The 11,255-nt window shown below is 67.9% G+C and carries 13 protein-coding genes; 2 read left to right on the top strand and 11 right to left on the bottom strand.

Annotated features, from left to right (window positions below):
• Positions 1-12: 12 nt before the first annotated feature.
• Positions 13-102, bottom strand: coding sequence for a cell division inhibitor SidA (sidA, locus tag AC1DYP_RS12070; RefSeq protein ID WP_035018457.1), 90 nt, complete (start codon positions 100-102; stop codon positions 13-15).
• Between the two features lie 164 nt (positions 103-266).
• On the opposite strand from sidA, the gene AC1DYP_RS12065 reads away from it, so the two are divergent.
• Positions 267-1,226 (top strand): nucleoside hydrolase, encoded by a 960-nt coding sequence (locus AC1DYP_RS12065; RefSeq protein ID WP_477046535.1) that lies wholly within the window; start codon positions 267-269, stop codon positions 1,224-1,226.
• A 65-nt stretch (positions 1,227-1,291) separates the two neighbouring features.
• Positions 1,292-2,524 carry a hypothetical protein gene (locus AC1DYP_RS12060; RefSeq protein WP_477046534.1) on the top strand — a complete coding sequence of 411 codons (1,233 nt, stop codon included), beginning with the start codon at positions 1,292-1,294 and terminating at the stop codon, positions 2,522-2,524.
• Here AC1DYP_RS12060 and AC1DYP_RS12055 read toward each other — a convergent pair whose 3' ends face one another.
• The 10 genes from AC1DYP_RS12055 to AC1DYP_RS12010 form a co-directional block, all read right to left on the bottom strand.
• Positions 2,525-3,211, bottom strand: a complete 687-nt coding sequence (locus AC1DYP_RS12055; RefSeq protein WP_477046620.1) for an ABC transporter ATP-binding protein — start codon at positions 3,209-3,211, stop codon at positions 2,525-2,527.
• Between the two features lie 13 nt (positions 3,212-3,224).
• Positions 3,225-4,499 (bottom strand): lipoprotein-releasing ABC transporter permease subunit, encoded by a 1,275-nt coding sequence (locus tag AC1DYP_RS12050; protein WP_477046533.1) that lies wholly within the window; start codon positions 4,497-4,499, stop codon positions 3,225-3,227.
• Positions 4,499-5,836, bottom strand: a complete 1,338-nt coding sequence (proS, locus tag AC1DYP_RS12045; RefSeq protein ID WP_477033913.1) for a proline--tRNA ligase — start codon at positions 5,834-5,836, stop codon at positions 4,499-4,501. Before proS ends, AC1DYP_RS12050 begins: the two co-directional genes overlap by 1 nt.
• Positions 5,837-6,170: 334 nt before the next feature.
• Positions 6,171-6,431, bottom strand: coding sequence for a DUF1467 family protein (locus tag AC1DYP_RS12040; RefSeq protein WP_477033914.1), 261 nt, complete (start codon positions 6,429-6,431; stop codon positions 6,171-6,173).
• Positions 6,431-6,847, bottom strand: coding sequence for a methylmalonyl-CoA epimerase (gene mce, locus AC1DYP_RS12035; protein WP_477046532.1), 417 nt, complete (start codon positions 6,845-6,847; stop codon positions 6,431-6,433). The genes AC1DYP_RS12040 and mce overlap by 1 nt, the downstream gene beginning before the upstream one ends.
• 58 nt (positions 6,848-6,905) lie before the next feature.
• A complete protein-coding gene (locus tag AC1DYP_RS12030) occupies positions 6,906-7,223 on the bottom strand; it encodes an antibiotic biosynthesis monooxygenase (RefSeq protein ID WP_477046531.1) in 318 nt (105 codons plus the stop codon).
• 196 nt (positions 7,224-7,419) lie between these two features.
• Complete coding sequence (locus AC1DYP_RS12025) at positions 7,420-8,085, bottom strand: rhomboid family intramembrane serine protease (RefSeq protein WP_477046530.1); 666 nt, start codon at positions 8,083-8,085, stop codon at positions 7,420-7,422.
• An 88-nt stretch (positions 8,086-8,173) separates the two neighbouring features.
• On the bottom strand, positions 8,174-9,868 hold the full coding sequence (locus AC1DYP_RS12020; protein WP_477046529.1) for a ribonuclease J: 1,695 nt from the start codon (positions 9,866-9,868) through the stop codon (positions 8,174-8,176).
• Positions 9,865-10,653 (bottom strand): type III pantothenate kinase, encoded by a 789-nt coding sequence (locus tag AC1DYP_RS12015; RefSeq protein WP_477046619.1) that lies wholly within the window; start codon positions 10,651-10,653, stop codon positions 9,865-9,867. The genes AC1DYP_RS12020 and AC1DYP_RS12015 overlap by 4 nt, the downstream gene beginning before the upstream one ends.
• A partial coding sequence (locus AC1DYP_RS12010; RefSeq protein ID WP_477046528.1) for a biotin--[acetyl-CoA-carboxylase] ligase occupies positions 10,650-11,255 on the bottom strand: 606 nt, incomplete at its 5' end. The genes AC1DYP_RS12015 and AC1DYP_RS12010, both read right to left, overlap by 4 nt.

Here is an 11,255-nt window from a genome sequence, read left to right as displayed (position 1 = left end):
TGGCTACACGACTCAGGCCACCAACTGGGCGACCTGGCACATCATCCAGACGAAGCTGGCGACAGATACAAGCGCCAAAGACTCACGCGCGATACGGACCATGGGAACCCTCCTGCGGTCGTTGCTTGTTTGTTCTATATTCCACTTTTGTTCTCATGCGCAAGAGACCCTTGTTCGATTGCGAGCTTTTTTGTCGCGGCCTCGCGCCAACGGGCCAGAACGGCGATTCCGGTGGATTTGGCGGGCGGATCGGCGCAGATCGCCCCATGCGCCTGATCATCGACACCGACACCGCCGGGGACGACGTGTTCTCCCTGATGCTCGCCCTGCGCCGTCCCGGCGTGAGCGTCGAGGCCATCACCATCGCCCACGGCAATGTCGGCTTCGAGCAGCACGCCGAGAACGCCCTGGCCACCCTGGAGGCCTGCGAGCGCGGCGGCGAAGTTCCGGTCTATCTGGGCGCCCAGCGGCCGTTCACCCGCGCGCCTTTGGACGCGATCTATGTGTTCGGGGCCGACGGCATGAGCGATAGCGGCTTTCCGAAAGCGGTCCAGCGCCCCTCCCCCGGCCACGCCGCCGACGAGATCGTGCGGCGGGTGATGGCGGCGCCCGGCGAGATCACCCTGATCGCCCAAGCCGCCCTGACCAACATCGCCCTGGCCTTTCTGCGCGAGCCGCGCATCGCCCAGGCCGTCAAGCACCTGTGGATCATGGGCGGCACGGACAACGGCGTCGGCAACGTCACCCCGGCGGCCGAGTACAACCTCTATGTCGATCCGGAGGCGGCCAAGATCGTCATCAACGCCGGCTTCCCGATGACCATCGTCACCTGGACGGAGACCCTGCGCGACGGTCTGCTGGACCTGGAGCAACTGGCGGCGCTGGACGCCCTGGGCACGCCGCGCGCCAGGTTCTTCACCCAGGTCAACCGCACCTCCCTGGCCTTCGCCCAGGAGACCCAGCACCTGGACGGCAGCCTGCACCCCGACGCCCTGACCTGCGCCGTGGCGCTGGACGAGAGCCTGATCCTGGAGGCCGAGATGGCCGTGGTCGACGTCGAGACGATGGGCGAGCTGACGCGCGGCTATCTGAGCGTTTCACACACGATCCTGCCCGACATCGAGGTGGCCGATCCGGCGCTGAAACGCCGGGCGCCGAATGCGCGGGTGATCAAGAAGATCGATCAGGCGGGCTTCCATGCGGCCTTGCGCCGCGCTCTGCTCTGACCCGCGGCGCTTAACTCAATCTCAGCACGCGTCGGACTAGCTTTCCTCCGTTGGGGGAGAAATCATTGCGGAAGTTCGTCGCGCTCATGGCCGCGACCGTCGGGCTGTCGGCGGCGATCGACGCCCGCGCCGAGGCCGACCTGTTCTCGCGCCAGACCGTTTCGGGCCTGATCGACCTGCGCCTGGGCGCCGCCGACGGCGAGACCTCGTGGATCGACGGCGGCCTGGGCAAGGGGCGGTTCGGGGACGGCGGCGAGGTCGCGCTCGGCGAATCCTCGATCGTCTGGAACCCGCGCTTCTCCTCCCGCCTCGGCGCGGTGATCATCGCCCAGAGCCAGCAGGCCCAGGACCGCGTGGTCGACGCCGGCGAAGCCTATCTGACCTATCGCGGCGACACGGCCGGCAGCGTGAGGCTGAACGCCCGCGCCGGCCTGATGTACCCGCCGATCTCGCTGGAGCACGACGGGCTGGAATGGTCCGTGCCCGACACGATCACCCCCTCGGCGATCAACAGCTGGGTGGCGGAGGAGATCAAGGTCGTCGGGCTGGAGGCCACCGCGCGCGGCGCGCTCGCCGGCCAGAAACTGGCCGCGACGGTCGGCGTCTTCACCCACGGCGACACCTCGGGCACGTTGCTGACCTTCCGCGGCTGGGCGCTGCACGACCTGAAGTCCAGCGCCACGGGCGATTTCCCGCTGCCGCCGCTCAGCCCGTTCATGGCCAAGCGGCAGGCGCCGTTCACGACCCCGGTGCGCGAGCTGGACGGCCGCGCCGGCGTCTACGCGCGCCTCGAGTGGCGGCCCAGCCCGAACCTGATGCTGGACCTGTTCGCCTACGACAACGACGGCGACCGGACGACCGTCGACAATCACGAATGGTCCTGGGAGACGCGGTTCTTCAACCTGGGCGCCCGCTGGGACATCGACGCCGCCACCCACCTGCGCGCCCAGGCGATGCAGGGCGAGACCCTGATGGGCAAGTCCACCGCCTACGGCGTCTGGACCGATGTCGGCTTCCAGGCGACCTATGTCTCGGTGACCCGGGATCTGGGGCCCGGTTCGTTGACCGGGCGGCTGGATCAGTTCTCGACCACCGACCGCACCAACAAGGCGGTCGACAACAACGCCGAGCACGGCTGGGCCGCGCTGGTCGCCTATCGCTGGGACGTGCGGCCGGACGTCCACCTGGTGTTCGAGGGCCTGCACATCGACAGCGACCGGCCCGAACGGGTCCGCCTGGGCGAGGCGCCCCAGCAGACCCAGACGGTGGTGCAGACCGCGCTGCGGTACCTGTTCTAGCTAGAAGGTCTGGGGCACTAGGTGTCCGTCCTTCAGGGCGAAGACCCGGTCCATATAGCGGGCCAGCTCCATGTTGTGCGTGGCGATCAGGGCCGCGACGCCACGTTGGCGGGCCTGCTCGTACAGCGCCTGGAACACCGCCGCCGAATTGGTCGGGTCGAGGTTGCCGGTCGGCTCGTCGGCCAGCAGCAGCTTGGGATGATTGGCCAGGGCCCGGGCGATCGCCACGCGCTGCTGCTCGCCGCCGGAAAGCTGGCCCGGCTGGTGGTTGAGCCGCTCGGCCAGGCCGAGCTGGTTCAGCATCTCGGTGGCGGCGGCCCGCGCCTCGCCCCGGCTCTTGCCTGCGATCATGGCCGGCATGGCCACGTTCTCGACGGCGCTGAACTCGGGCAGCAGGTGGTGGAACTGGTAGACGAAGCCCACCGTCGACAGCCGCACCTTGGTGCGCTGGCGCTCGGACAGCTTGGAGCAGTCGCGGCCGTCCAGGGCGATCAAGCCGGCGTTGGGCTTTTCCAGCAGGCCGGCCGCGTGCAGCAGCGACGACTTGCCCGAACCGGACGGTCCTATCAGGCCCACGACTTCACCTGGATAGACGTCCAGGTCGACGCCGCGCAGCACGTTCAGAGCCCCGGCCTCGGTGACATAGGTGCGCTCGACGCCGCGCAGGGCCAGGACGGGGCTGGCCACGGGCTGGGTGGGATCACTCATAGCGAAGGGCCTCGACCGGATCGAGCCGCGAGGCGCGGATGGCGGGCGGCAGGGTGGCCAGGATGCTCATGGCCGTCGAGATGCCGACGATGCTGGCCACCTCGGCCCAGTCGATCTTGGCCGGGATGTGGGCCAGGAAATAGATGTCGGCACTGAACACCGCCGTACCCGTCACCCACTCCACGAAGTTCTGGATGGCGGTGATATTGGCGCAGAACAGCGTGCCCAGCAGCAGGCCCGCCAGGGTGCCCGACAGGCCGATCGAGGCGCCGGCCATGACGAAGATCCGCAGGATCGAAGCCTGGCTGGCGCCCATGGTCCGTAGGATGGCGATGTCGCGGCCCTTGTTCTTCACCAGCATGACCAGGGCCGAGATGATGTTCAGGGTGGCGATGGCGACGATGAAGAACAGGATCAGCCGCATCACCTTGCGCTCGACCTGCAGGGCGTTGAAGTAACTGGAGTTCTTGTCCATCCAGTCCTGGACGAAGGCGCCCGGGCCGGAGGCCTGCTCGATGATCGGCTTGATCTCCTTGGCCTTGTCCGGGTCGGTGACCTTGATCTCCACATAGTCGATCGAGGTGTCGCGGCCGAAGAACAGCTGGGCCTGGGGCAGCGCCATATAGACGAAGCTCTCGTCGAACTGGCTCATGCCCACGCTGAAGATGCCGCCGACCGTATAGTCCTTCTCGCGCGTCGAGGTGCCGAACGCCGTGGCCGGGCCGGAGGGCGAGATCAGGGTGATGGCGTCACCAACCGACAGGCCCAGGTTGCGGGCCATGCGGTCGCCGATCAGCACGATGTCGCCGCCGTATTCGCCTTCGCCGAACCCGGCCAGCGAGCCGCGCTTGATGTTGGTCGAGATCATCTTCATGCCGCGCAGGTCGGCCGGGGTGACCCCGCGCACGATGGCGCCGGACACTTGGCTCGGGCCGATGACCATGGCCTGGGCCTCGACCATCGGCGCGGCCTGGGTCACGCCGCGCACGGCCTTGATGCGGCCGATGACGCCGTCGCGGTCCGGTCCGTTCAGCAGCGGGCCCTGGGCATAGACGTGACCGTTGAAGCCCAGCAGCCGGCCCAGAAGCTCAGCCCGGAAGCCGTTCATCACGCTCATCACGGTGATCAGGGCGAAGACCGCCAGCATCACCGCCGCGAACGAGATGATGGCGATCAGCGCCACGCCGCCGTTCTTGCGCTTGTTGCGCAGGTACCGCCAGGCGACGGTGCGTTCCCAGGTTCCGAACGGGCCGGCGCCGAGAGCCATCAGGCGGCCCGGTCCGTTTTGGGGCCAGAGAGCTGAGCGATCACATCGGCCAGCGGGGCGCTGTGGCGCTCCCCGGTCTTGCGGTTCTTGATCTCGACCAGGCCCTCGGCGATGCCCTTGGGACCGACGATCAGCTGCCACGGCACGCCGATCAGGTCGGCGGTCGCGAACTTGGCGCCGCCCCGGGTGTCGGTGTCGTCATAGAGCGGATCGCGGCCGGCGGCCTTGAGCGCCTGGTAGGCGGTCTCGCAGGCTTCGTCGCAGGCGGCGTCGCCCTGGCGCATGTTGATGATGCTCACGTCGAACGGAGCGACGGACTCGGGCCAGATGATGCCGCCCTCGTCATGGCTGGCCTCGATGATCGCGCCCAGCAGGCGCGAAACGCCGACGCCGTAGCTGCCCATCTGGACCGGCACGTCCTTGCCGTCCGGTCCGGTGACCAGGGCCTTCATCGGCTCGGAATACTTGGTCCCGAACGAGAAGATGTGGCCCACCTCGATGCCGCGCGCCGACAGGCGGTCGCCCTCGGGAATGGCGTCGAAGGCCGCCTCGTCGTGCATTTCCTCGGTGGCGGCGTAGAGCGCCGTGCGCTGGTTCACCAGCGGCTGCAGGTCGCCGAACCAGTCGACGTCCGGGCCGGGCGCGGCCATCTCGACCAGGTCCTTGTGGCAGAAGACGGCGCTTTCGCCGGTGTCGGCCAGGACGATGAACTCGTGGGACAGGTCGCCGCCGATCGGGCCGGTGTCGGCGCGCATCGGCACGGCCTTCAGGCCCATGCGCGAGAACAGGTTCAGATAGGCCACGAACATGCGGTTGTAGGCCTTGCGCGCGCCCTCGGCGTCGAGGTCGAAGCTGTAGGCGTCCTTCATCAGGAACTCGCGGCCGCGCATCACGCCGAAGCGCGGACGGGTCTCGTCCCGGAACTTCCACTGGATGTTGTAGAGGTTCTTGGGCAGTTCCTTGTAGCTCCGCACGTGAGCCCGAAAGATGTCCGTGACGACTTCCTCGGCGGTGGGGCCGTAGAGCAGATCGCGCTTGTTGCGATCGGTGATGCGCAGCATCTCGTCGCCATAGGCCTCGTAGCGGCCGCTCTCGCGCCACAGGTCGGCCAGTTGGATCGTCGGCATCAGCAGTTCGATCGCGCCGGCCCGATCCATTTCTTCACGGACGATCTGCTCGACCTTCTTGAGCACCTTCAGGCCCAGCGGCAGCCAGGCGTAGATGCCCGCCGCCTCCTGGCGGATCATGCCCGCGCGCAGCATCAGCTGGTGCGAAACGATCTGGGCGTCGGAGGGGGCTTCTTTCAGAACGGGCAGGAAATAGCGCGACAGGCGCATGGACGAGACGTCTCCGGGTAATTCGAGGCGTTGAGATAGCCGCTTGGGCGTCAGCTTGGCAACGCGCGCGGCKAAAAGATGGCTGAGCCAATGCTGTGGACAAAGAAAAGAAGGCCGCGCGGTCCTCGCGCGGCCTTTCAAGTCATCGTCGGGGAAGACGCCACAGAGCAAGGTCGGAAAAGCCGGCCTCGTGAGTCTGAGGTTATGCCCCGAACGACTGTTCGGGGCGCCCGATTGCGTCTGGCCTGACCAGTTGGCGAAGTTCGCCCACGGATTGGGCGAATGCCGGCAAATATGACGTCGCCCGCCCAAGGCTTGGGCGCCATTCCTGTGATCAATAGGTGGCGGGCAGAGCCGGCAGCTGGATCAGCCCGAAGTGGATGACCAGCAGCAGCGCGGCCATGACCAGGGCCGACACCCAGGTCGTCGTGAAGAACTTGCGCTTCAGGTTCGGATTGACCGGCGCGCCGGGGTCGGCGCCGGGCGGCGGCTCGATCCCCATCTCCTTGAAGGTGCGGTTGCCCAGCGGCAGCACGGCGAACAGCGTGGTCCACCAGATGGTCAGATAGACGGCGATGCAGGTGACGGGACCCATCAGTGGGCTTCCTTAGGGGTTTCCATGAGCTCGACAAGCATGCCGCCCATGTCTTTCGGGTGAACGAAGATGATCAGGGTGCCGTGGGCGCCGATGCGCGGTTCGCCCAGCACCGTGGCGCCCTTGGCGACCAGGCTGTCGCGGGCCTCAAAGATGTTCTCCACCTCGAAGCAGATGTGGTGCTGGCCGCCCTTGGGGTTCTTGGCCAGGAAGCCGTGGATCGGCGAGGCCTCGCCATAGGGCTCGATCAGCTCGATCTGGCTGTTGGGCAGGTTGACGAAGCAGACCCACACGCCCTGCTCGGGCATGGCCCACTTCTCGGTGTGCGAGGTCGCGCCCAGCAGGTCGCGGTACATCTTCACCGACTCGTCGATGGAGGGCGTGGCCACGCCGACGTGGTTGAGCTTGCCGATCATGCGCGTTCGTCTGTCCTGCGAAGGCTGCGCGGTCCGGTGAGGACCGCGCGACCCTGTTCTATTTTTCGAGGGTATAGACGACTTCATAGAGCCCCGGCGAGGCGTTTCCGAGGCGCCTGTTGCCGTCGATCCAGCCGCCTGCGTCCAACGCCTGGAAGACGCGGCGCATGGCGGCCTGGTCCGTACACTGCGCGTAGTTGACGACGCGGCTTCCGCCGAGCTCGCGGTGCAGGCTGGCCGACAGCCAGCCGTCGACGCCGCTGGCGGCCTGGGCAGCGTCCTTCAGGAAGTCGATCAGGGCGTCCTGTCCGCCTTGCGGCGCGGTGAAGACGTTGATCTGGGTGACGACGCCGAGATTGGCGATGATCCTGGGCATGGTGGTCTCTCCGACATGGGTCTGGAATGGGGCCTGGAGAGACGGCCGGATTCCTGCCCGGACACGGCCTCGCCAAGCCCGGCGACGCGTGAGCGCCTGGGCTTGCCGAGGGTCCGGATGGACGGAGGGCCTTGCGGCCTGGCGGGGCTTACCTGACCCGCCGGCTCCTTTTCGACGGAAACAGCTTAGCAGCCGATCAGAACGGCTGCGAGCCCTTGGGCAGGCCCTTCAGCCAGTGGAAGCGCACCGGCATGACCTGGATCAGCAGGATTCCGGCGACGAACCCGCCCAGGTGGGCCTGCCAGGCGATGCCGATGATCCCCTGGTTCGACGCCAGGCCATAGGCGGCGCCCAGACCGACGACCAGCAGGTTGGAGACGATCGCCGAGCCGACCTGCTGGGCGACGCCGCGTGAGAACAGCGGCGTCAGCTTGATCTGTCCCGGAGCGGCCAGCCGGGCGACGGCGCCCCACAGGCCGAAGATCGCGCCCGAGGCGCCGACCGCCGGAACGTTCGCCGGGGCCAGCAGCAGGAAGGCCGCTCCGCCGGCCAAGCCGCAGACCAGGAAGAAGACCAGGAACAGCAGACCGCCGAGGGCGTCGCGTCCCAGCCGCTGGGCGATCGCGGGCCCCAAGGCCACCAACGCGGCGCTGTTCATGGCGATGTGCAGCCAACCCGCATGCAGGAACATGTGGGTCAGCGGCGTCCACCACAGGCCATAGTCCAGCCCGACCTTCGACAGCGCGCCGAACACGAAGACCGCGTCGCCCTGGCCGTAGGCGTCGGCGAGCAGCTGGCCCGCGAAGACCAGCCAGAGCAGGCCTGTCATCACCAGGACAGGCCAGGCCTCGAACCAGAGCATGGACGGCCCCCTGCCCCACATCGTCTCGCGACGCGGGGCATCCTGGGGGGTCTCGGGAACGGAGGTCCGTCCGTCGCTCATCGTGGGGCTAGATCCGCAGGACCGTGGTTTCGACCACGGGCTTGCGTTCCCAGATGCGGAAGGCGGCCTTCTTCACGGCCTTGGACAGGGCGCTTTCGATCGCCTCGTCGATCTCGCACTGGTCGCCGCTCAGGCGCTTGAAGGCGGTCTCGGCCTCCTCCGCCAGGTCGTCCAGGGCGTCGTCGAGCGGATACTCGGCGTCGCCGGCCAGGCCCAGGCCGCGGACCTGCGGGCCAGAGACGATCTTGTTGCGGCCGTCCAGCACGACCGAGACGGCCAGCATGCCGTTGAACGCGGCGTGACGCCGCTCGCGCAGGGCCTCGCCGTTCTCGGGCGTCACCACGCCGCCGTCGACATAGAGGCGGCCCGACGGGACCTCGTCGATGATCTGCGGATGGCCGGGGGCCAGCAGCACCATGTCGCCGTTGCGCGGGCTGACCGCGTGCGGCACCTGCAGGTCCTTGGCGAAGGCGGCGTGCTCGATCAGGTGGCGGCGCTCGCCGTGGGTCGGCACGGCGATCGTCGGCCGGGCCCACTGGTACATCTGCTTCAGCTCGTCGCGGCACGGGTGGCCGCTGACGTGGATGCCGGGGGTGTCGCGTTCGGTGTGCAGGCGCACGCCGCGGTCGGCCAGCTTGTTCTGCAGGTTGCGGATCGGGATCTCGTTGCCCGGAATGACCCTCGAGGAGAAGATCACGTGGTCACCCTGCGAGAGCTTGACGTGCGGGTGGGTGCCTTCGGCGATCCGGGCCAGGGCAGCGCGGGCCTCGCCCTGGCTGCCGGTGCACAGGAACAGCACCTCGTTCTCGGGCAGGTACTTGGCCTGGTCGTCGGTGATGAAGGGCTCCAGGCCCTCCAGCAGGCCGACGTGCCGCGCGGCGGCGCTCATCCGGTGCATCGAGCGGCCGGCCAGGCAGACCTTGCGGCCGGCGGCCTGGGCGGCGCGGATCACGGTGTCCATGCGGGCCACGTTCGAGGCGAAGCAGGCCACGGCGATCTTGCCTGTCAGGCCCTTGATCAGCCGGTTCATCGCCACGCGGACGTCGGCTTCCGAGCCGGCCACGCCGTCGACGAAGACGTTGGTGCTGTCGCAGACCATGGCCAGCACGCCCTCGTCGCCGAGGCGCTGGATGGCCTCGATGTCGGTGGGGCCGCCCAGTTGGGGATCAGGGTCGATCTTCCAGTCGCCGGTGTGCAGGATCGTGCCCAGCGGCGTCTTGATCGCCAGGCCGTTCGGCTCGGGGATCGAGTGGGTCAGGGTGATCATTTCCAGATGGAACGGACCCAGGTCGAAGCTGCCGCTGAGCGGGATCTCGGTGATCGGCACCTCGTCCAGCAGGCGCGCGTCGCGCAGCTTCTCGCGCAGCAGGAAGGCGGTGAACGGCGTGGCGTAGACGGGTGCCTTCAGGCGCGGCCACAGCCAGTGCACGGCGCCCAGGTGGTCTTCGTGGGCGTGGGTCAGGACGATCCCGATGATGTCGTCCTTGTAGGCCTCGATGAATTCGGGGTCGGGCAGGATGATCTCGACGCCCGGCGTGGTCTGGTCGCCGAAGGTCACGCCCAGGTCGACGACGATCCACTTGCGGTCGTGCGCCGGGCCATAGCCGTACAGATTGAAGTTCATGCCGATCTCGTTCGACCCGCCTAGCGGCAGGAAGACGAGCTCGTCTTTGGGGGAAGGCTTGTCGGTATATTTGGTCATTGAGTCTCTAAATGGGTGTTACGGCGATGAATTTCGAGGAGACCACGGATGGTCAGATCTGAATCGAAGTGATCGATGCTGTCGGTGGCGCCCTCGAACAGCGAGGCGACGCCGCCGGTGGCGACCACGGTCATGGGTTCGGCCCGTTCGGCCTTGATGCGGGCCACCAGGCCCTCGATCAGTGAAATATAGCCCCAGAACACGCCGGACTGCATCGCGCTGACGGTGTCTGTGCCGACGACGCGGTCGCGGGCGGGACGCTGGATGGCGATGCGCGGCAGCTTGGCCGCGGCCTCGTGCAGGGCCTGCATGGAAAGATTGATGCCGGGGGCGATGATGCCGCCCTCGAACGCGCCGTCGGCGGCGACGATGTCGAAGGTGGTGGCCGTGCCGCTGTCGATGACGATCAACGGGCCGGGATAGATCATGTGCGCGCCCACGGCGTTGACCAGGCGGTCGGCCCCGGCCTCGGACGGCTTGTCGATGCGCACGTCGACGCCCAGCTTGGCGTTCTCGCCGATCACCAGCGGCTCGACGTTGAAATAGCGGCGCGAAAGATTGCGCAAGTTGAAGATCGACTGCGGCACCACGCTGGAGATGATGCAGGCGTCGATGGCCCGGAAACCCAGGCCGTGCATCGACAGCAGCTGTGACAGCCAGACGACGTATTCGTCGGCCGTGCGCGTGCTCTCGGTGGCGGCGCGCCACTGGGCGATCCACTCGGCGCCATCATGGATGGCGAACATGGTGTTGGTGTTGCCCTGTTCGATGGCCAGCAGCATCAGGAGGCCTCTCCGAAAAAGACGTCGCCGGCGGTGACCCGCCGAAGTTGGCCGTTCGCCAGACGAAGACGCAGCGCGCCGTCGCCGTCCAGCCCTTCGGCGATCCCTTCCAGGGTTTCGGTCCCCAGGCGGGCGACGCAGGGCTCGCCCAGGCCATGGGCGCGGGCGGTCCAGGCGTCGGCGATGGCGGGGAAGCCCAGGCGCATCCAGACGTCCTCCCAGCGCGCGAAAGCGGCCGACAGAATCTCGATCGCCTCGATCGGCGACGGCGGCGGGGCGTCCCGGTAGGTGGTCAGGGCGGTGGCGGGACGTTCGCTGTCGATCGGCTTGCGGGCCAGGTTCACGCCCACCCCGACGGCGATCCACAGGCCGCCGGTCGGACGGGCGCCGGACTCGATCAGGATGCCGCTGACCTTCAATCCGCCCAGCAGCGGATCATTGGGCCATTTGAGGCTGACCAGGCTGGCGGGCACGTAGGCGGCCAGCAGGTCGGCGACCGCCAGGGCCGCGACGAACGAGACCTGGGCGGCCTCGGCCGGCGGCTTGTCGGTGGCGAACAGCAGGGTGGCGGCCAGGTTGCCGTCGCCGGTCTCCCAGGCGCGGCC

It is taken from the genome of Caulobacter sp. P1_D6 (genome assembly GCF_056406095.1).
This window is presented reverse-complemented; position numbering and strand designations above follow the sequence as displayed.

Excerpts from the sequence above, each read along its gene's own strand:
- sidA (WP_035018457.1), bottom strand. The coding sequence starts at position 102 with ATGGTCCGTATCGCGCGTGAGTCTTTGGCGCTTGTATCTGTCGCCAGC.
- AC1DYP_RS12065 (WP_477046535.1), top strand. The coding sequence starts at position 267 with ATGCGCCTGATCATCGACACCGACACCGCCGGGGACGACGTGTTCTCC.
- AC1DYP_RS12050 (WP_477046533.1), bottom strand. The coding sequence starts at position 4,499 with ATGGCTCTCGGCGCCGGCCCGTTCGGAACCTGGGAACGCACCGTCGCC.
- proS (WP_477033913.1), bottom strand. The coding sequence starts at position 5,836 with ATGCGCCTGTCGCGCTATTTCCTGCCCGTTCTGAAAGAAGCCCCCTCC.
- AC1DYP_RS12040 (WP_477033914.1), bottom strand. The coding sequence starts at position 6,431 with ATGGGTCCCGTCACCTGCATCGCCGTCTATCTGACCATCTGGTGGACC.
- mce (WP_477046532.1), bottom strand. The coding sequence starts at position 6,847 with ATGATCGGCAAGCTCAACCACGTCGGCGTGGCCACGCCCTCCATCGAC.
- AC1DYP_RS12030 (WP_477046531.1), bottom strand. The coding sequence starts at position 7,223 with ATGCCCAGGATCATCGCCAATCTCGGCGTCGTCACCCAGATCAACGTC.
- AC1DYP_RS12025 (WP_477046530.1), bottom strand. The coding sequence starts at position 8,085 with ATGCTCTGGTTCGAGGCCTGGCCTGTCCTGGTGATGACAGGCCTGCTC.
- AC1DYP_RS12020 (WP_477046529.1), bottom strand. The coding sequence starts at position 9,868 with ATGACCAAATATACCGACAAGCCTTCCCCCAAAGACGAGCTCGTCTTC.